The sequence below is a fragment of the Micromonospora sp. IBSANI012 genome, assembly GCF_052814045.1.
Genome location: NZ_CP199933.1, coordinates 1,579,292 through 1,598,297, shown reverse-complemented (window position 1 = coordinate 1,598,297; position 19,006 = coordinate 1,579,292). Strand labels below are relative to the sequence as shown.

General features: G+C 73.4%; 17 protein-coding genes. 4 read left to right on the top strand and 13 right to left on the bottom strand.

Annotated elements, in window-relative coordinates; genetic code table 11:
- Positions 1-87 precede the first annotated feature (87 nt).
- From ACTWM8_RS07565 to ACTWM8_RS07550, 4 genes are all read right to left on the bottom strand, one after another.
- Positions 88-2,238, bottom strand: coding sequence for a YhgE/Pip family protein (locus ACTWM8_RS07565; RefSeq protein ID WP_446213181.1), 2,151 nt, complete (start codon positions 2,236-2,238; stop codon positions 88-90).
- Positions 2,235-3,128, bottom strand: coding sequence for an ATP-binding cassette domain-containing protein (locus tag ACTWM8_RS07560; protein WP_446213180.1), 894 nt, complete (start codon positions 3,126-3,128; stop codon positions 2,235-2,237). The genes ACTWM8_RS07565 and ACTWM8_RS07560 overlap by 4 nt, the downstream gene beginning before the upstream one ends.
- Positions 3,129-3,250: 122 nt before the next feature.
- Positions 3,251-4,090 (bottom strand): GNAT family N-acetyltransferase, encoded by an 840-nt coding sequence (locus ACTWM8_RS07555; RefSeq protein ID WP_154943514.1) that lies wholly within the window; start codon positions 4,088-4,090, stop codon positions 3,251-3,253.
- 46 nt (positions 4,091-4,136) lie between these two features.
- Positions 4,137-5,360, bottom strand: a complete 1,224-nt coding sequence (locus ACTWM8_RS07550; protein WP_446213179.1) for an MFS transporter — start codon at positions 5,358-5,360, stop codon at positions 4,137-4,139.
- A gap of 119 nt (positions 5,361-5,479) precedes the next feature.
- On the opposite strand from ACTWM8_RS07550, the gene ACTWM8_RS07545 reads away from it, so the two are divergent.
- A complete protein-coding gene (locus tag ACTWM8_RS07545) occupies positions 5,480-6,058 on the top strand; it encodes a PadR family transcriptional regulator (protein ID WP_446213178.1) in 579 nt (192 codons plus the stop codon).
- A gap of 145 nt (positions 6,059-6,203) precedes the next feature.
- Here the strand turns inward: ACTWM8_RS07545 and ispG are convergent, their stop codons facing one another.
- From ispG to ACTWM8_RS07520, 5 genes are all read right to left on the bottom strand, one after another.
- On the bottom strand, positions 6,204-7,376 hold the full coding sequence (ispG, locus tag ACTWM8_RS07540; RefSeq protein ID WP_088963467.1) for a flavodoxin-dependent (E)-4-hydroxy-3-methylbut-2-enyl-diphosphate synthase: 1,173 nt from the start codon (positions 7,374-7,376) through the stop codon (positions 6,204-6,206).
- 9 nt (positions 7,377-7,385) lie between these two features.
- A complete protein-coding gene (locus ACTWM8_RS07535; protein WP_446213177.1) occupies positions 7,386-8,624 on the bottom strand; it encodes a M50 family metallopeptidase in 1,239 nt (412 codons plus the stop codon).
- Positions 8,624-9,835, bottom strand: a complete 1,212-nt coding sequence (gene dxr, locus ACTWM8_RS07530) for a 1-deoxy-D-xylulose-5-phosphate reductoisomerase (protein WP_446213176.1) — start codon at positions 9,833-9,835, stop codon at positions 8,624-8,626. The genes ACTWM8_RS07535 and dxr overlap by 1 nt, the downstream gene beginning before the upstream one ends.
- A 238-nt stretch (positions 9,836-10,073) precedes the next feature.
- Positions 10,074-10,583 (bottom strand): YcxB family protein, encoded by a 510-nt coding sequence (locus ACTWM8_RS07525; protein ID WP_446213175.1) that lies wholly within the window; start codon positions 10,581-10,583, stop codon positions 10,074-10,076.
- 50 nt (positions 10,584-10,633) lie between these two features.
- A complete protein-coding gene (locus ACTWM8_RS07520; protein WP_446213174.1) occupies positions 10,634-11,179 on the bottom strand; it encodes a GNAT family N-acetyltransferase in 546 nt (181 codons plus the stop codon).
- A gap of 51 nt (positions 11,180-11,230) precedes the next feature.
- On the opposite strand from ACTWM8_RS07520, the gene ACTWM8_RS07515 reads away from it, so the two are divergent.
- Positions 11,231-12,061, top strand: a complete 831-nt coding sequence (locus ACTWM8_RS07515) for a YhjD/YihY/BrkB family envelope integrity protein (RefSeq protein ID WP_446213173.1) — start codon at positions 11,231-11,233, stop codon at positions 12,059-12,061.
- Positions 12,062-12,136: 75 nt separating this feature from the next.
- Entirely contained in the window at positions 12,137-13,738 is a 1,602-nt protein-coding gene (locus ACTWM8_RS07510) for a phytoene desaturase family protein (RefSeq protein WP_446213172.1), read from the top strand.
- Here the strand turns inward: ACTWM8_RS07510 and ACTWM8_RS07505 are convergent.
- Together ACTWM8_RS07505 and ACTWM8_RS07500 are read right to left on the bottom strand one after the other, a co-directional pair.
- Positions 13,719-14,378, bottom strand: coding sequence for a TMEM175 family protein (locus ACTWM8_RS07505; protein ID WP_446214488.1), 660 nt, complete (start codon positions 14,376-14,378; stop codon positions 13,719-13,721). The two genes, ACTWM8_RS07510 and ACTWM8_RS07505, sit on opposite strands and share 20 nt — an antisense overlap.
- A gap of 197 nt (positions 14,379-14,575) precedes the next feature.
- The gene (locus tag ACTWM8_RS07500) at positions 14,576-16,156 is read right to left on the bottom strand and encodes a Rieske 2Fe-2S domain-containing protein (protein ID WP_446213171.1); all 1,581 of its coding nucleotides are present in this window, start codon (positions 16,154-16,156) and stop codon (positions 14,576-14,578) included.
- 167 nt (positions 16,157-16,323) lie between these two features.
- Between ACTWM8_RS07500 and ACTWM8_RS07495 the strand changes: the two genes are divergently transcribed.
- Positions 16,324-16,545 (top strand): DUF2631 domain-containing protein, encoded by a 222-nt coding sequence (locus tag ACTWM8_RS07495; RefSeq protein ID WP_154943497.1) that lies wholly within the window; start codon positions 16,324-16,326, stop codon positions 16,543-16,545.
- 131 nt (positions 16,546-16,676) lie between these two features.
- Here the strand turns inward: ACTWM8_RS07495 and ACTWM8_RS07490 are convergent, their stop codons facing one another.
- Together ACTWM8_RS07490 and rlmN are read right to left on the bottom strand one after the other, a co-directional pair.
- Complete coding sequence (locus ACTWM8_RS07490; RefSeq protein WP_446213170.1) at positions 16,677-17,744, bottom strand: DivIVA domain-containing protein; 1,068 nt, start codon at positions 17,742-17,744, stop codon at positions 16,677-16,679.
- Positions 17,745-17,764: 20 nt separating this feature from the next.
- Positions 17,765-18,916: a 23S rRNA (adenine(2503)-C(2))-methyltransferase RlmN gene (gene rlmN / locus ACTWM8_RS07485; protein WP_446213169.1), complete on the bottom strand. Its 1,152-nt coding sequence runs from the start codon at positions 18,914-18,916 to the stop codon at positions 17,765-17,767.
- Between the last annotated feature and the right edge of the window lie 90 nt (positions 18,917-19,006).

Here is a 19,006-nt window from a genome sequence, read left to right as displayed (position 1 = left end):
CTCCCCGTCCGCCCGACCGGCCCGTGGCGGACCGGTGCGAGCCGGGGAGGGGCTGCTCGCGTACCCCCGTCCGGCCCATCAGCATCCTCACATGGTCAGTTCGGGGTGCAGCTTCGCCGGGGTCAGTCGCCGGGACCGGCGCGCCGCGTTGACGGTGAGCACCAGCGCCGCCGCGCCGAAGGCGACGATGACCAGCGCGCCGGTGACCACGGTCGCCGACGAGCCGCCGTTGATGGTGTGCCGCAGCCCCTGCACCACGTACGTCATCGGCAGCCACGGGTGGACGGCCTGGAAGAAGTCGGGCGAGGTCTGCACCGGGTAGGTGCCGCCGGAGGAGGTGAGCTGGAGCATCAGCAGGGCCAGCGAGGCGAGCCGCCCGGCGGGGCCGAGCTGCGCGCCGAGCCACTGCATGATCGCGGTGAACGCCAGCGAGGTCAGCGCGAGCAGCCCGAACGTCGCCGCCGGGTACTCCGGGTCGAGGCCGAGCACCAGGGTGACCACGGTGAAGAGCACGCCGGCCTGGGCCAGTCCGATCGCCGCGGCGGGCAGCCAGCCGGCGAGCGCGACCCGCCAGGCGGGCGCGTCGGACATCACGTGCCGCTGGTTCACCGGCCGCAGCAGCATGTACGTGATCATCGCGCCGACCCAGAGCGCCAGCCCGAGGAAGTACGGGGCGAACCCGACGCCGTACGAGCCGGCGGGGTGCTCGGACGTGCGGTCCAGCGAGACCGGGTCGCCGAGGACGCCGGCCCGGTCGGCCGCGTCGTCGTACCCGGGGATCTTCTTCTCCCCCGCGGTCAGCCCGTCGGCGAGCTGGCCGGCGCCACCCTCCAGCTTGGTCAGGCCGGCGGCGAGCCGGTCGCTGCCCCCGCTGAGCCGGGCGAGCCCGCCGTCGAGGTCCCGGGCCCCGGTGGAGAGCCGGAACAGCCCGCCCCGCAGCTGGTCGGCGCCGGTGGCGGCGGTGCCGAGCCCGTCCCGCAGCTCGGCGTTGCCCTTCGCGATCCTGTCGATGGCGTCCGCGAGCCGGTGCACCTTGGCGTTGGCGCCGGCCACGTCGTCGGCGAGGTGCGGCGCGGCGGCGGCCACCTCGCGGGCGGCGGCGGCGACCTGCCGCATCTGCTTCTGCAGCGCGGCCAGGTCGGTCCGGTCGATGGTGGCGGCCAGGTCCTCGGCCTCGGCGACGGCCTTGTCGGCGGCGGCGCGGGCGGCGGTGACGGTCGGGTCGTCGGCGAGTTCGGGATGCGCCGCGACGAGCGCGTCGAGGCGGTCGGCGACCTTGCGCGCCTGGGTCAGCACGGCGTCGGCCTGCTCGGGCAGCGTGTCGAGCCCGTCGGCCAGCGCGTCGGCGCCCTCGGCGATGACGGTGGCGGCCGTGCCGATCTCGTCGGCGTTCTCGCGCAGGAACGGCTCGGCCCGGTCCGCGAGGGCGTCCACCTTGTCGGCGGCGGCCCGGGTGGCGGTGGCCGCCTGGGCGCTGCCGTCGGCGAGCTGGGTCGCGCCGGTGCGGAGTTCGTCGAGGCCGGAGGAGAGCTGGTCGGCGCCCTGGGCGCTGCGGTCCAGCCCGGCGGCGAGCTGCCCGGCGCCCGCCTCCGAGCGGTCCAGCCCGTTGGCGAGCTGCCCGGCGCCGTCCTGGGAGGTGCCGAGCCCGTCGGCGAGCTGGCCGGCGCCGTCGGCGGCCTTGCCGGTCTCGGCCTTCAGGTCGGTGAACCCGACCAGCATCTTGTCGAAGTAGCCGCTGGCGGTGCTCTCCGCGGCGGCGGCCCGGATCTCGCTGAACGCGGAGCGGGCGAGCAGGCCGGAGAGGTAGTTGGTGGCGTCGTCGTTGACCACCCGCAGCTCGCCGCGGCGGGCCGGCTGGTCGGGCTCGGGGCTGGCGACGAGGGTGGCGGAGAAGTCCGCCGGGATGGAGAAGACCAGGTGGTAGCGGCCGCTGCGCAGGCCGGCCGTGGCGTCGTCGGCGTCGGTAACGTGCCAGCCGAAGACCTTGCGGTCGAGCAGCTCGTCGGTGAGGTCCCGGCCGGCGTGCACCACCGTGCCGTCGCCGGCGGTGGCAGGCCGGTCGGCGTTGACCAGCGCCACCGGGATCCGGTCCATGTGCCCGTACGGGTCCCAGAAGGCGTAGAGGTAGAGGGCGCCGTAGAGCAGGGGGATCACGGTCAGCACGGCGAGCGCGGCGCGCGGCAGCCGGCCCCGGGTCATCCGGCGCAGCTCGAAGCGGGCGAGGCGGAAGACGCTCATCGGTTCACCTCGGGGTCGACGATGTCGGGGGTGGCGGGGTCGTCGGCCGGGTCGCCGGCGCCCTCCGGGTCGGCGGTCGCGTCGGGGTCGGCGGTCGCGTCGGGGTCGGCGGTCGCGTCGGGGTCGGTGGTCGCGTCGGGGTCGGTGGCGTCCGTCGGGACGGCCTGGGCAGGGACGGCGACGGTGCGCGCTGGGACGGTGGTGGCCGGGAGGCTGAGGTCGGGACGGACTGGCAGCGACGGGTCGCCGAGCCGGTGCACGACGGCCCGGGCGCCGGGCTCGACCGCGCGGGCGCTGGCGACCACCGCGTAGCCCTGGTCGGCGAGGCGGGCCAGGGCATCCCAGAGCCAGGCCCGTTCGGGGGCGTCGGAGCCGGCGTCCACGTCGTCGGCGACGATCAGGCTGGGGCCGCTCAGGGTGGCCAGGACCAGGCCGAGGACCTGCCGCTGCTGCGGGGTGAGGTCGCGGCCGCGCACGTCCGGATCGAGGGGTACGTCGGTGAAGCCCGCCCCGGCGATCGCGGCGGCGAAGGCGTCCCGCCGGTACGCCCGGCGGGCCCGGACGGCGGCCACTGGCACCAGTTGGCGACGGCGGCGCGGGACGGGCCCGAGCAGCAGCAGCCGCTCCTGGAGGTGCTCGGCGACGGTGAGCGCGGGGTCGGGCTCGTGCACCCCGGCGACCTGGCCGAGCGCGGCCGGCCCCCGGGTGCGCAGGGTGCCCTCGTTGTGCGGGAAGCGGCCGGCCAGGGCGAGCAGCAGCGAGGTGCGCCCGCTGCCGGGCGGCCCGGTGACGACGTGCAGCTCCCCCGCCTCGGCCGTCAGATCGACGTCCCGGTACACCCAGCCCCGGCGGGTGCGCAGACCCAACCCGTGCGCCTCGACGATCTTCACTCAACATCCCGACATGCTTGAACTGACTGGTCAGTATAAAAACATGCCCAGCATAGCGCCGTACGTCCGGTTCCCCGACTGGAGCGGGCGTGATCCCCGCCATGACCGGCGGGCGGGACGGGTCAGAACAGCACGGTGGCGAGGGTGCCGACCGGCTGGAAGCCGCAGCGCTCATACACCCGGCGGGCGGGCAGGTTGAAGTCGTTGACGTAGAGGCTCACGGTCGGCGCGACCCGCAGCAGCGCGTCACGCACCACCGCCGCCATCGCCGCGGTGGCGATCCCCCGCCCGCGCCACTCGGGGGCCACCCAGACCCCCTGGACCTGCGCGGTACGCCGGGTCACCACGGCCAGTTCGGCCTTGAAGACCACCCGGCCGTCGACGAACCGGGCGTACGCCCGACCGGCCCGCACCAGGTCGGTGACCCGCCGCCGGTAGGCCCGCCCACCGTCTTCGGCCAGCGGCGAGACGCCGACCTCCTCGGTGTACATCGCCACCGCCGCCGGGAAGAGCCGGTCGATCTCGGCGGCGCGCACCCGGCGCACCTGCGGGTCGGCGGAGACCGGGGGCAGCGCGTCGGTGGCCAGCAGCGGCTGGTTGGGGCGGACGTCCCGGGCCGGACCCCAGTGGGTGGAAAGCCGGTCCCAGAGGCCGAGCACGGCGTCGGCCCGCCCGACGATCGAGGAGCAGAGGCGCTCCTCGGCGGCGAGCTGCTCGGCGAAGGCGGCGACGGCCGGCTCCGAGGCGAGCACCGGGGTCAGGTTGCCGCCCAGCCAGCAGATCGACTCCAGGTTGCGGCGCGCCCCGTACCCCAGGATCCGCCCCTCGGCCCGCCACCAGGCCAGGCCACGGGCGGCGACCCGCTCGGCGACCTGCGCGCCCGCGAACGGGTCGAGGTCGAGCAGCCGCTCGACCGCGCGGCGCTCCGACTCCCCCAGTTGGCGTACCGGCACCGTCAGCACGGCTACCAGCCTGCCAGATGTGGGCGGCCACTCGCCGGTCGACCGGTCAGACGGTGACAGGTTCGGCCACCGGCTCGGCCGGCCGGGTCCGCGCCGCCCACCGCACCACCGGCGGCACCAGCGCGCCGAGCACCAGGAACAACCCGCCGAGCACCAGCCAGCCGGGCGCGCCCCAGCCGACCGCGAGACTGGTCACCACCACCGGGGCGACCATCCCGCCGAGCTGCATGCCCATCCCGTACGCCCCCTGGTACTGGCCCTGCGCCCGGGCCGGGGCGAGGCCGAAGGAGATGCCCCAGCCCGCCGCCGCATGCCACAGCTCGCCGACCACGTGCACCAGCGCCCCGGCCAGCAGCAGCGCCACGGCGACCGGGGTCGGCACGCCGGCGCTGGCGGCGAAGAGCGCGCAGGCCACCGCGATGACCACGCCGGCCCGCCGGGCGGCCCGCGCGGCCCCGGGCAGCTCCTCGGTGCCCCGGGAGGCGCGGACCTGGAAGAGCACCACCGTCACCGTGTTGACCAGCATGCAGGCCGAGATGAGCCAGTGCGGCGCCGTGGTGTGGTCGGCGATCCAGAGCGGCAGGGCGATGTTGAGCAGCCCGAAGTGCATCGACATCAGCCCGTCGAGCACGGTGAAGGCCAGGAAGGGGCGGTCCCGCAGCGCGATCAGCCGTGGCCCGTGCGTGGGCGCCGGCACGGGCGGGACCGGCGCCAGCCGGAGCAGCACCACCGCCGCCAGCAGGTAGGTGACGCAGTCGAGCAGGATCAGCGCGACGTACGCGGCGCGGGTGTCGGCGGCGAGCCCGACGCCGGCGACCACGGCGCCGACCGAGATCCCGACGTTGGTGACGGCGCGCAGCCAGGCCCGCGTGCGGACCCGCTGGTCGGCGGGGACGGCTCCGGCGATCAGCGCGCCCCGGGCGCCCCGGCTGGCAGCGTCGGCGACCGCCATCAGCACGCCGACGACCAGGAACGTCGGGAACGACCGGACGGCCACCAGGGCGGCGGTGAAGACGCCGGAGGCGACCAGCGCGGCGAGCTGGATGCCGCGCGGGCCGTGCCGGTCGGCCAGGTATCCCATCGGCGTGCTGGCGATCAGGCTGACCAGCGCGGTGACGGTGAGGCCGACGCCGACCTCGCGCACCGAGAGGCCGACCGACCGGGTGAGGAAGAGCGCGCTGACGGTCAGCCAGGTGCCCCGGCCGACCGTGTTGACCAGCGTGGAGAGGGCGAGGGTCCGGGCCGGACCCGGTTCGGGAAGCAGGCGCACGCCGACACTCTAACAAGACGTACGTACGGTTTGGTGCCCGCCTCGGCCAACCACTTGTCGCCGACACGTTGCCGATATATCGTCGATGCATCAACGACATTCCGAGAAGGGATCGTGGCATGGGATTCCATCAGCACTTCCACGCGATGCACGAGGCCCGTCGACGCGGGTTCGGCTTCCCGCCCGTCCCGCCGGGCCCGCACGGGCACGGCGGCTGGGGTGGGGGCCGGGGCGGCCGGGGTCGGGGCCGCGGGCGCCGGCCGAACGTCCGCGGCGCCGTGCTGGCGCTGCTCACCGAGCGGCCGATGCACGGTTACGAGATGATCCAGGAGATCGACTCCCGCACCGGCGGGGCCTGGCGACCCAGCCCCGGCTCGATCTACCCGACCCTCCAGCTGCTGGAGGACGAGGGGGTCATCGCCGCCAGCACGGACCCCTCCGCCGGCGGTCGGAAGCGGTTCGGCCTCACCGACGCCGGCCGCGAGGAGGCCGCCGCCGCGGCGCAGACCCCACCCTGGGCGGAGTTCGCCGAGAACACCGTCAACAGCTGGCACGACATCCGCGACGCCGGCGCGCAGGCGATGAACGCGCTGCGCCAGGTGATGATGACCGGCACCGACGACCAGCGGGAACGCGCCGCCCAGGTCCTCGACGAGACCCGCCGCAAGCTCTACGCCATCCTCGCCGAATCCGAGTGACCCCCGCCCCGCCCGCAGGCGGACGCGCGTGGGGTCGGCAGATACAGAGAAAGAGTGGCTATTCCTTCCGGAATAGCCACTCTTTCTCTGTAAGTGCACTCGCGGCGCGCGGGGCGCCGGGGCGTGCGGGGTGGGGCGGGGTGGGTCAGTGGACGGTGACGGTGGCGCCGGGGACCAGGTCGCGGAGTTCCTCGGGGATCTCGGCGCCCATCTCGTCGGCGAGGCGGAGCGCCTCCTCGATCAGCGTCTCCACGATCTGCCCCTCGGGCACGGTCTTGATGACCTGGCCCTTGACGAAGATCTGGCCCTTGCCGTTGCCGGAGGCGACGCCGAGGTCGGCCTCGCGGGCCTCACCCGGGCCGTTCACCACGCAGCCCATGACGGCGACGCGCAGCGGCACCGGCAGCCCCTCCAGGCCGGCGGTGACCTCCTCGGCCAGCTTGTAGACGTCGACCTGGGCCCGGCCGCAGGACGGGCAGGAGACGATCTCCAGGCCCCGCTCGCGCAGGCCCAGCGACTCCAGGATCTGGTTGCCGACCTTGATCTCCTCGACGGGCGGCGCGGAGAGCGAGACCCGGATGGTGTCGCCGATCCCCTCGGCCAGCAGCGCGCCGAAGGCGACCGCCGACTTGATGGTGCCCTGGAACGCCGGGCCGGCCTCGGTGACGCCCAGGTGCAGCGGGTAGTCGCACTGCTCGGCGAGCTGCCGGTACGCCCGGATCATCACCACCGGGTCGTTGTGCTTGACCGAGATCTTGATGTCCCGGAACCCGTGCTCCTCGAAGAGCGAGCACTCCCAGAGCGCCGACTCGACCAGCGCCTCGGCGGTGGCCTTGCCGTACTTGGCGAGCAGCCGCTTGTCCAGCGAGCCGGCGTTCACGCCGATCCGGATCGGCACGCCGGCCGCACCGGCCGCCTTGGCGATCTCCTTGACCTTGTCGTCGAACTGCCGGATGTTGCCCGGGTTGACCCGGACGGCGGCGCAGCCGGCGTCGATCGCGGCGAAGACGTACTTCGGCTGGAAGTGGATGTCGGCGATGACCGGGATCTGCGACTTGCGCGCGATCGCCGGCAGCGCCTCGACGTCGTCCTGGCTGGGCACGGCGACCCGGACGATCTGGCAGCCGGACGCGGTCAGCTCGGCGATCTGTTGGAGGGTGGCGTTGACGTCGGAGGTGAGGGTGGTGGTCATCGACTGCACCGAGACCGGCGCACCGCCACCGACCGGCACCGAGCCGACCATGATCTGGCGGCTGGCCCGACGGGGGGCCAGCGGCGGGGGCGGTACGGCGGGCATACCGAGACTGACAGCGGTCACTTCAGGCACTCACCTTGAGAAGAGCGTGATCGGATTGATGACGTCCGCGGTGACGGTCAGCAGCGTGAAGGCGCCACCGACCAGGATCACCGCGTACGTGAGCGGCATGAGCTTCATGTAGTCCACCCGGCCCGGGTCGCGGCGGCCGATCCGGGCGTACAGCCAGGAGCGGACCCGCTCGAACCAGGCGATGGCGATGTGGCCGCCGTCCAGGGGCAGCAGCGGCAGCAGGTTGAACACGCCGACGAAGAAGTTCAGCGAGATGAACAGGAAGGGCAGCATCTGCCAGAAGCCGTTCGCCAACGCCTCGCCGCCGAGCCGGCTGGCGCCGACCACGCTGATCGGGGTGTCCTTGTCCCGCTCGCCGCCGGTGACGGCGGTCCAGAGGGCGGGCACCTTCTCCGGGATCCGCTTCATCGCCTCGTACGTGCCGACGGCGAGGTCCTTGGTGTAGCCGGCGGTGGCCGGGATCGCCTCGACCGGGCCGTACGTGACGGTGGCCGGCACGCCCGGCGGCAGGGACGGGCCGGCGACGCCGAGGGCGGAGACGGTCTTCGGGGCGCCGTTCGGGTCGTCCAGCGGCTTGCGCTGCACAGCGGCCAGCGATACCTGGGCGTCGTTCTGCACGCCGTCGCGCTCGTAGCGGATGGTGGCCTTGCCCGGGGGCAGGTCGCGGACCTTCTTGACCAGTTCGGTGTAGTCGGCCACCGGCGTCCCGTTCACCGCGACGATCTTGTCGTCGTCGCGCAGCCCGGCCTGCCTGGCGGGGCTGGCCGGGTCGCCGGGGGCGCACTCACGCTGCGCGTCGGTGGGGATGACGCAGTCCACGATCTTGACGTGCGCCGGCAGCGGGTTCGGGAGGTCCTTGTTCGGCATCCCCACGAAAATCGCGACGAGCCAGATGGCGACGATCGCCAGCGCGAAGTGGGTCACCGAGCCGGCGGACATCACGATCGTCCGCTTCCAGACCGGGTAGCGCCACATCGCCCGGTGCTCGTCGCCGGGCTCGACGTCGTCGTCCTGCGGCGTCATCCCGACGATCTTGCAGAAGCCGCCGAGCGGGATGGCCTTGATGCCGTACTCGGTCTCACCACGGCGGAAGGACCAGAGGGTCGGGCCGAAGCCGACGAAGTAGCGGGTGACCTTCATCCCGAACGCCTTGGCGGTCAGCATGTGACCCGCCTCATGCAGGCTCACCGAGATGAGAATCCCCAGGGCGATCGCGACCACCCCGAGCAGATAGAGCATCAAGCTTCCTTCCCCGACCCCGAGATGATCTCCTGCGCGTGCGCACGTGCCCACGACTCGGCCGCGAGCACGTCCTCGACGGTACCTGGTTCGCCGAAATCGGGTGCCTCCTCCAACACCCGGCGCAGGGTGTCGACGATGCCGAGGAAGGGCAGCCGGCCGGCGACGAAGGCGGCGACGCACTCCTCGTTCGCCGCGTTGTAGATCGCCGGGCGGCACCGGCCGGTCTCGCCGGCGGCCTTGGCCAGGGCGACCGCCGGGAACGCCTCGTCGTCCAGCGGGGCGAACTCCCAGGTGTGGGCCTTCGTCCAGTCGACCGCGGCGGCGGCGTCCGGCACCCGATCCGGCCAACCGAGCGCCACCGCGATCGGCAGCCGCATGTCCGGCGGGCTGGCCTGGGCGATGGTGGAGCCGTCCACGAACTCGACCATCGAGTGGATCACCGAGGTGGGGTGGACCATCACGGTGATGTCGGCGTAGGGCACGTCGAAGAGTTCGTGCGCCTCGATCACCTCCAGCGCCTTGTTGACCATGGTGGCCGAGTTGATCGTGATGACCTTGCCCATGTTCCAGGTGGGGTGGGCGAGGGCCTGCTCGGGGGTGACCTCGGTCAGTTCGTCTCGTCGTCGGCCCCGGAACGGCCCACCGCTGGCGGTGACGATCAACCGCCGCACCTCCGCGCGGGCACCGGAGCGCAGGCACTGCGCGAGGGCGGTGTGCTCGGAGTCGACCGGAACAATCTGCCCCGGCCGCGTCACCGCGGCCCGCACCAGCGGGCCGCCGGCCACCAGCGACTCCTTGTTGGCCAGGGCGAGGGTACGACCGGCGCGCAGCGCGGCCAGCGTCGGCGCCAGCCCCAGCGAGCCGACCACCCCGTTGAGCACGATGTCGCACGGCCACTCAGCCAGCTCGGTCATGGCGTCCGGGCCGGCGACGATCTTCGGCAGCCGGAAGTCCCCGGTGGCCCATCCGCGCCGGCTCGCCTCGGCGTAGAAGGCGAGCTGGAGGTCCTGCGCGGCGGAGGACTTCGCCACCCCGACCGCGTCCACGCCCAGCTCCAGGGCCTGCGCGGCGAGCAGCTCGACGTTGCCGCCGCCGGCCCCCAGCGCCACCACCCGGAACCGGTCCGGGTTGCGCCGCACGATGTCGATGGCCTGGGTACCGATCGAGCCGGTGGAGCCGAGCAGAACGAGGTCGCGGGGAGTTGTCACGCGGCCATTCTGCCCCGGCGTCACTGTGCGCCCGCTGGGAGCCTCAGCCCCTCGCCGCCCGGATCCTGAATCGGGACCGGCGCCGCGCCTCCGCTGCCCCATGGCGGGTGGCGGTGGGACGACGTATGCCTGGTGAGCGATATACCTGGGAGGCATAGATATGACTCTCAGGTATATCGCTCACCGGCATGTCCGGAAAGTGGGCACTACCGTGCGTGACCGATCCGGCGGGGGCGGCCTACCGCCGGACGGCCTGCGGCCCCGGCTCGACCGGATCGGCGGTGAGCAGTCCCCGGCCGCGCAGGTAGGAGTACAGCTCGGCCCGCTGTTCCACGCTCAGACCGTCGATCGGCACCGGGAACACCTGGTGCCGGCTGAGCCGGAACAGCAACTGGCCGGGGATCGGCTCCACCCCGGTCAGCGCCTCCCAGCGGATGACGCTGTCGGAGAGCGCGTTCGCGCAGCGCACGCCCTCGTCCGAGATCGTCCAGGTGATCGGGATGCCGTGCATCTTCCAACTGGCCCGGACCAGCGCCCGCAGGATCAGCGGCGACAGCACCACGGCGGTCACCGCGGCGGCGAACCAGGGCACCCCCTCCAGCGGATCTCCGAGGAGCACGTCGACCAGGGCCGGCAGGAGCAGCGCGACCGGGCAGAGCCAGTACAGCAGCAACGTGCGCCGGTAGGCGCGGCGCAGGGCGGCGGTGAGTCGCCGCCGGTCCGGCTGCGTCTCGAAACTGATCATCACGGCGGACGACGATACGGCCCGCGGGGCACCCCCCGCTGTCCCGGCGGGCGTCAGGTGTCGGCCCGCCGGACGAAGGTCTCCAGCACCTCGCCGCCGTACCAGTCGGTGCGCCGGCCGAGGTGGACCATGCCGAGCCGGCGGGCCACCGCCATCGACGGGTCGTTGCCGGGCGAGACCACGGCGTACACCTGTGGGGTGCCGGCGGCGAACTCGCGGGCCAGCACCGCGCGGGCCGCCTCGGTGGCGTACCCGTGCCCCCAGGAGTCCGGGTGCAGGTGCCAGCCCACCTCGATGTCGTCGGTCTCCGTGACGCCGTCCGCGCCCGGCAGGGGCTTGAGGATCAGGGTGCCGGCGACCCGGCCGGTGTCCCGGACCTCGATCGCCCAGGTGCCGTAGCGGCCGCCCTGGCCGGCGTGCCGTTTCCGCCAGCTGGCCAGCCGGTCCAGGGCCTGGGCCGGGTCGGTCAGCGGCAGGCCGGACGCGGCCAGCCAGCGGGTGATCTCGGTACGCGAGTAGATGTCGAAGATCCGATCCAGGTCCGCCGGGGCGTCGGTCCAGTCCCGCAGCACCAGGCGTTCCGTGGTGAGCACCGTCATGACGCGCGATCGTAATGCGTGCCCCGGCCCAGGCGGGGGAAGGAGATCGCGATGGGCCACGCATGGCAGCGCACGAAGCGGATCACCAGCGCCGCCTTCCGGCCGGTGCGCGGTCGGGACCTCTCGCTGCACGCCGCCGCGATCACCTTCTACGGGGCGATCGCCGTGGTGCCGGTGGCGCTGCTGGCGATCTGGCTGACCTCGCTGCTCGCCGGCGGGGACCGGGTCCGCCGGCTCACCTCGTACGCGGTGAACACGCTGCCGGACGCGATCGGGGCGCCTCGGGCGGTGGAGGCGCTGGTCGCGGCCGGGGTGCAGTTGACCCCGCTGCTCGCGCTGGCCTCTCTGCTGCCGGCGTCGCTCTACGGCGAGGGGTTGCGTCGGGCGTTCGTCTCGGTCGCCACGCCGCCGAACCCGGACGAGTCGCTGGTGGGCTGGCGCGGTCGGCTGCTGCTGCTGCCGCTGCTCGCCCCGGCCCCGGCGCTGCTGCTGTCGATCCTGGTTGCCCTGCCCACCACCACCCACCTGGTCCGGCAGGGCGGCTGGATCGGTGCGCTCGGCGTGGTGCTGTCGTTCCTGGGGGTGTGGCTGGTGCTCACGCCGGTGCTGATGTGGGTGTTCCGGGTCGTGGGGCCCGCCTCCCCGGACTGGTTGTCCACCCTCGTCCTCGGCTCGTTCACGGCGGCGAACCTCGCCGGCTTCCTGCACGGGTTCGTGCTGTTCGCCTCGCTCCCGATCGACCTGGGGGTGCCCTTCGGCGGCTTCGACGAGATCGGTGCGGGCGTCGCGGTGCTGCTCTGGCTCTACGTGTTCCACGTGATCGTGCTGGCCGGCTACTCCGCCACCCTGGCCCTGAGCCGCTGGCGCGCCATCCGCCGCTGAGGCCCTCCCGCCACTGAAGCCTCCCGCCGTCGAAGCCCTCCCGCCGCGGGCCGCGCCGCACTAGGCTGCCCGGTCATGAGCGAAGCGAGTGAGCTGCCGACCCGCGCCGACGTCGTGATCGTGGGATCCGGGCACAACGGCCTGGTCTCCGCCGTCCTGCTGGCCCGCGCCGGGCTGGACGTGCTGGTGCTGGAGGCGGCGGAGGAGATCGGCGGGGCCACCCGCACCGAGAACCCGTTCCCCAAGGTCCCCGGGCTGCGCCACTCCACCGGGTCGTACCTGCTGGGGCTGATGCCGCCGGAGCTGCTCGCCACGCTCGACGTGCGGATCCCGGTGCTGCGCCGCGACCCGCACTACTTCCTGCCCACGCCGGGCGGCATCGGCTCGCCGTACCTGCTCTTCGGCAGCGACACCGCGTCGACCCGCAAGCAGCTCGCGGAGTTCTTCTCCCCCGCCGACGCGACGGCCGACGACGCGTTGCAGGCCGAACTGGCCCAGCTGCGCGAGGACCTGGCGCCGGCCTGGCTGGCCGAGCCGCTCCCGGTGGAGGAGACCGCCGAGCGGTACGTCCGACCGGCGCTGCGGCAGGTCTTCGTCGACCTGGTGCGCGGCTCGGTCGCCGACCACCTGGCCCGCTTCGACTTCCGCTCCGAGCTGCTGGTCAGCATGTACGCGGTCACCGACGGCCTCTCCGGCCTCAACGCCGGCCCGGACGACCCCGGCACCGGGCACAACTTCCTGGTGCACAACATGTGCCGGCTGCCCGGCGCGGACGGCACCTGGATGATCGCGCGGGGCGGCATGGGCACCGTCTCGCGGACCTTCGCCGAGGCCGCCCGCGCCGCCGGGGCCACCATCCGCACGGGTACGCCGGTGACCGGGGTGACCCTGGACGGCGGCGCGGCCAGCGGGGTGACGCTCGCCGACGGCCGGCGCGTCGCCGCCCCGGTGGTGCTCGGCGCCTGCGACCCGTACCGGCTGATGGACCTGCTGCCCGACGGCGCGCTCCCCGCGCCGCTGCACCAGCGGATGACGGCGGTCCGCCGCCCCGGCACCACCCTGAAGCTGAACCTGGCGCTGACCGGGCTGCCCCGCTTCGCCTGCCTGCCGGCGGGGGCGCCGAGCCCGTTCGGCTCCACCATCCACCTGCTCCCCGGCTCGGCCTCGCTGGTCGGCGGGGGCGGCGAGGCGCCGATGGCCGCGCTGCGCGCGATGTGGGCGGACGTGCAGGCCGGCCGGCTGCCCGAGGAGCCGACCATCGAGTGGTACCTGCACACCACCGTCGACCCGTCGCTCTCCGACGAGGCCGGCCACCACTCCTCGGCCCTGTTCGTGCAGTCGGTCCCCTACGAGCTGGCCGGCACCACCTGGGACGAGGCCATGCCCGGGTACGTCGAGAAGCTGATCGCCATCTGCGAGCGGTACGCCCCCGGCACCGGCGACCTGATCGCCGACGCGGTGCCGCTGCCCCCGCCCGGCATCGAGGCGCACTTCGGGATCACCGGCGGGCACATCCACCACGTGGACAACACCGTCTCGTTCACCGACCGCATGCCGTACGCGACCGGCGTCGACGGCGTCTACGCGGGCAGCGCCGGCTGCCACCCGGCGGGCAGCGTGATCGGCGCCGCCGGCCACAACGCCGCCCGCCGCATCCTTACCGACCTCGGCCGCTGACCTCGCCGCCGGCCTCGGCGGAGGCGGACCGGGGCAGGTCGCCGGGGCGGCGGATGAGGGACAGGCCGACGAGCAGCAGCAGGTAGAGGAGCAGGCTGAGGATAGGGTCGACGAAGACGGAGGCGAAGGCGATCGTGTAGAGCAGCGGGCGCACCACCAGCCGCCGCGAGACCGCCCGGGCCAGTTGGGGGTCCAGGTCGGGGTGGAGCAGCCGGCGCCGGCGGGCCCACCACCAGCTCAGGTTGAAGAAGAGCGACTCGCCCAGCACGGTGCCGAGGTAGAGGGCGGCGGTCAGCCGCTGCTCGGTCTCGCTGCCGCGCAGGTTGTCCGACAGCAGGTCGGCGGTGAACGGGATCGCCGCCACGAAGAGCAGCACGAGCAGGTTGAACATGAGCAGCACCTGGTCGACCCGGACCACGTACCGCCACATGTTGTGATGGCCGAGCCAGATCTGACCGGCGATCCCGAAGGTGATCACGTATGCCAGGTAGGTCGGCCAGGCGTGGACGAGGGCGTCGGGGAGCTGCGTCCCGGGATCCCGGGCCGGGCCGTTCTGCAGCAGTTCGACGGCCATCACCGTCAGCACGACCGCGAAGACCCCGTCGCTGAACGTCTCCACCCGGGAGGCGTCCCGGTTCATCTCCCGGTCCCGCTTGTACCGGTAGTCCCGCTGCTCGGCGTCTGCCCCCGTCACGCCCCGCCCCGCTCTCGCTGGTGTCCGGCGGTGCCGGCCCGCGGCTTTCGCCACCCTCCATTGCATGGTGGCCCACAGCGGTGCGGCGGGGGCGCGGATCGGGGACGGCCGGGGCCCGTCGTCGGCGCGCCCCGGCCGGATCGTCAGCTGAGCGCCTCGCCGGCGGGAGCGGGGGTCTGCTCGTCGGCGCGATGCGCGCGGATCTTGTGGCCGACGCTGGTCAGGCAGCGACCGCTGGGCATGTCGAACTTCCAGCCGTGCAGCTGGCAGGTGAGCTGGTCGCCCTCGACGATGCCGAACCGGCTCAGGTCCGCCTTCAGGTGCGGGCAGCGGCGCTGCACCACCCAGTCGCCGATGGTGATGTCCTCCGCGTCGACGGCCCGCTCGTGCTCGTCGTACCAGCCCTCGGCGTACTGGAGGCGCTCCTCGGAGAGGCACTTGAAGAAGGCGTAGACGAACTCGTTGTACTGGCCGATCCGGGCGGCCGAGAAGCGGCAGGAGAGGAAGAGGGAGTTGACCCAGTCCACCTCCCCGATGTGCAGCAGGTGCTCGATCAGCGCCCGCTCGGTACGGAACCGGTAGCGGACCTTCTCGTCGGCGTACGGGCGGACCTCCTTGCCCGGGAAGTCCACCACGATCGACTCGACGCTCTCGCCGTCGTAGCCGACCAGGTCGAAGCGGACCGGGCCGCCGACGCCCTTGGCCAAGTAGATCGACTCGTCCAGCAGCGGCTCGATGCGGCGCTTCATCTCGCCGAGCACGTCCACCTCGGGGTGCCGCCAGGACGCCTTCTCCGCCTCGATGATCGGGCGCTTGCGCTCCCGCATCTCCTCCAGGTGCGCGGTCTTGTTCGCGAAGAACTCGTCGACCGGCACCGGGTGGGTGGTGCTCGCGCCCTCCGTGGTCACCTCGGCGACGCTGCCGGGCAGCAGCACGATGCCGTTGGTGCCGCCGACCTTGGCGTACTCAGCGAGGAAGACCGACTGGTCGGGGAAGATGTTGCCCTCGTCGCCGTGGATGTCGTTGAACTGCCACAGCGCGTCGTCGAGGAAGCACGGCGGGCCGGCGATCGGGAAGACGTGGTCGGCCTTCAGGTCGTCGATGTAGCGCCAGGTGCGGTCGAACTGCCGGTCGCGCTTCTGCTTGCCGAACGCGGTCTTGGCCGCCTGCGGCAGCTCGTAGACCATCGGGTACCAGATCGCGCCGGAGAACTGGAGCAGGTGCGCGTGCACGTGGCCCAGCTCCGCGAAGACGCTCAGGTCGGTCGGGCGGGCGTCGTTCTGGTTCAGCAGCCGGACCCCGTCGTACTCCACCCAGAGCGAGGAGTCGCCGATCGGGCCGTCGGTCGGGCTGGTCAGCGCCTGGATCATGATCTTCAGGCCGCCGTCGAGCTCGACGACCTGCTCGTTCGGGGCCTTGAGGAACTTCGTGAAGCCGAGCGCCCGCAGCTCGTCCTCCATCTCCGAGGTGGGGAACTCGGGGAGGAGCACGGTGGCGTCCTTCGAGACGTACCGCTTGAGGTGGGCGGCGTCGAAGTGGTCCCGGTGCAGGTGCGAGACGTACAGGTAGTCGACGTCGCCGAGGGCCGCCCAGTCGAGCTGGGAGTTGTCCGGAAAGGGGAACCACGAGGCGAAGTAGGCGGGATTGACCCACGGGTCGCACAGGATGCTGCCCGCGGCCGTGTCGATCCGCATGCTGGCATGCCCCGTACCGGTCACTCGCACCGCAGTCCCCCTCAAAACGACAATCAAGGTGTACGTCCGAACGCTACCGGAGGCAGTGTGGTCGCCGACCCGCGACGTCGTACCCCCATCAGGCCGGACCCTGCGCCGGGCCCGCCGCGGGGCGTGCCAGACTAACCGGAGATCCGATCGCGAGGGAAGGACCGACAGTGGCAGGAAGCGAGCCGGTAACCGCGCCAGATCAGCACAAGCCCGGGCACCGCAGGTCCGGACGGATCGGCGCGGTGCTCTCCGCGTTGGCGCTGCTGGCGATGCTGTGCGGCAACCACGAGGGCAGGGTCGAGGACATCTGGCTGGTCGGCCTGGCCGTGCTGCTGCTGGCGATCGTCATCGGCGACGCCGTGCTGCGCCGCAACGGCCTGCGCTCCTGACCCGACCGCCGCGCCGGACCGCGAACGAGTGAAGGGCCCACCCCCGTCGGGGGTGGGCCCTTTCGTCACGTCGGTCCCCGTCGCTCCGGTCCCGTCGCTGCTGTCTCCTCGCGGCGGTCCTCGTCGCGCGGTCAGCGGCCGAAGAAGATGTCCTGCACGTCCTTGAGCGCGGCGTCGACCTCGGCCTCGAAGTAGCCGCCCGGCACCAGCCCGAAGCGCAGGGTGTCCAGGTCCTTCGGGTTCACCGGCATCGGGTTGCGGCCCTGCATGCCGCCGAGCAGCGTCTCGAAGAACCGGTCCACCTGGTCCGGGTCGTACCCGCTGCCGAAGCGACGCACCTGGAAGCTGCGCCGGATCTGGTCGACCCGGTAGAGGTCGCTGCCGGGCGGACCGGCCATCGGCGGGCCCACCATCGGCGGACCGCCCACCGGCGGACCGGCCATCGGCGGCGGGCCGCCCATCGGCGGGCCACCGAGCGCCGGCTGCTGCATGGGCGGGCCGGCCGGGCCGCGCCCGCGCATGTCGCGCTGATCCCGCTCCGGCATCCGGATCTCGGCGGTCATGTCGGCGCGGCCGTGCCGGCCCGCCTCGAAACCGTCGAACCGCGGCTCCTCCGGGGCGCCGTAGCCACCCTGACCCGGGGGCAGGCCGCGCTGCGGCGGACCGCCGTGCCCGCCCGGGCCGCCCGGACCACCGGGACCCATCGGCCCGCCCGGGCCGGGACCACCCGGACCGCGCGGCGCGTCGTAGCCGCCCCGGGGGGCGTCGTACCCGCCGGCGAAGGCGCCGGTGGGCTCGTCGTACCGGTTGCCGTAGCCCTGCGGGCCGGCCTGGGCCGGCATGGCGCGCGGCGGGAGCGGCTGCGGCACCGGGGACAGGCCGCGGTGGTCGTCGCGCATCGGCGGGCCGAGGCGGTCGGCGCCCCGCGGGTCGGCGCCGCGACCGCCGGGGCCGCCGCGCTCCTCCAGCTCGGCCAGCTGCCGCTCGACCCGGTCCAGGTGCAGGTCGACCTGCCACTCGTCGTAGCCGTTGAAGCGGACTCGGAAGACGACGTCGTGGACCTCCTGGGAGGCCACGGGCGCGCCGACCGGCTGGCCGGCGATTGTCGCCTCGACCCGGTCCAGGAAGGCGTCCACCTCGTCGACCTTGTATCCCCGGCGGAGCGCCTTACGCCGGAAACGCTGACCCTGACTCGCCACTATGTCTCCTGGTCTCGTCGCTACGCCCGGTCACGCCCGCGCGGCGCATCGGTGTCCCTGTCCTCGGCGGCAGCCAACTGCCCGCACGCGCCGTCGATCTCGCGCCCCCGGGTGTCCCGCACCGTCGTGGACACCCCGGCCTCGCGCAGTCGCCGGACGAACTCGCGCTCGACCGGCTTCGCGCTCGCGTCCCAGCGGCTGCCGGGTGTCGGGTTGAGCGGGATGAGGTTCACGTGGGCCAGCTTGCCGGCCAACAGCCGCCCGAGCAGGTCCGCCCGCCACGGCTGGTCGTTCACGTCCTTGATCATCGCGTACTCGATCGACACGCGGCGCCCCGTCCGGGCCACGTAGTCCCACGCTGCGTCCAGCACCTCGGCTACCTTCCAGCGCTGGTTGACCGGCACGAGTTCGTCGCGCAGATCATCATCGGGCGCGTGCAGCGACAGCGCAAGGGTCACTGAGAGGTCTTCGCTGGCCAGTCGGCGGATGGCCGGAACCAGGCCGACCGTGGAAACGGTGATGTGCCGCTGCGACAGGCCCAGCCCCTCGGGGGCCGGCGCGACCAGCCGACGGATCGCCGCCACCACCCGGTTGTAGTTCGCCAGCGGCTCGCCCATGCCCATGAAGACGACGTGCGACAGCCGCGGCGGCGACCCGGCCACCGCGCCGGAGGCCGCGACGCCCGCGAGGTAGACCGCCTGGTCGACGATCTCCGCCGTGGACAGGTTGCGGGTCAGCCCGGCCTGGCCGGTGGCGCAGAACGGGCACGCCATGCCGCAGCCGGCCTGGCTGGAGATGCAGACGGTGACCCGGTCCGGGTAGCCCATCAGCACGCTCTCCACCAGCGAGCCGTCGTGCAACCGCCAGAGCGCCTTGCGGGTGGCGCCGTCGTCGCAGGCCAGCTCGCGGACCGGGTTGAGCAGGGTCGGCAGCAGCGCCCCGGCCAGCCGCTCCCGGGTGGCCGTCGGCAGGTCGGTCATCAGCTCCGGGTCGCGCACCAGCCGGCCGAAGTAGTGGTTGGAGACCTGCTTCGCGCGGAAGGCCGGCTCGCCCAGCTCGGCCATCAGCGCCTGCCGGCCCGGCAGGTCCAGGTCGGCGAGGTGGCGGGGCGGCATCGCGGGCCGGCGCCCAGGGGCGTCGGGGTCTACGGGGATCACAGGCAGGCTCGTCATGGCCGGTCCAGTCTGTCACGCCGACCGCGGAACACACCCGTCCGGAGGTGCCGAATCGACCCCCACCGGGCGGGCGACACGGTCTGCCGG

What these genes read in the sequence shown, in the direction of transcription:
- ACTWM8_RS07565 (WP_446213181.1), bottom strand. Translation starts at nt 2,238, where the DNA reads ATGAGCGTCTTCCGCCTCGCCCGCTTCGAGCTGCGCCGGATGACCCGG.
- ACTWM8_RS07535 (WP_446213177.1), bottom strand. Translation starts at nt 8,624, where the DNA reads ATGCTCTATCTGCTCGGGGTGGTCGCGATCGCCCTGGGGATTCTCATC.
- ACTWM8_RS07515 (WP_446213173.1), top strand. Translation starts at nt 11,231, where the DNA reads ATGGGCCACGCATGGCAGCGCACGAAGCGGATCACCAGCGCCGCCTTC.
- rlmN (WP_446213169.1), bottom strand. Translation starts at nt 18,916, where the DNA reads ATGACGAGCCTGCCTGTGATCCCCGTAGACCCCGACGCCCCTGGGCGC.
- ACTWM8_RS07510 (WP_446213172.1), top strand. Translation starts at nt 12,137, where the DNA reads ATGAGCGAAGCGAGTGAGCTGCCGACCCGCGCCGACGTCGTGATCGTG.
- ACTWM8_RS07505 (WP_446214488.1), bottom strand. Translation starts at nt 14,378, where the DNA reads ATGAACCGGGACGCCTCCCGGGTGGAGACGTTCAGCGACGGGGTCTTC.
- ACTWM8_RS07545 (WP_446213178.1), top strand. Translation starts at nt 5,480, where the DNA reads ATGGGATTCCATCAGCACTTCCACGCGATGCACGAGGCCCGTCGACGC.
- ACTWM8_RS07520 (WP_446213174.1), bottom strand. Translation starts at nt 11,179, where the DNA reads ATGACGGTGCTCACCACGGAACGCCTGGTGCTGCGGGACTGGACCGAC.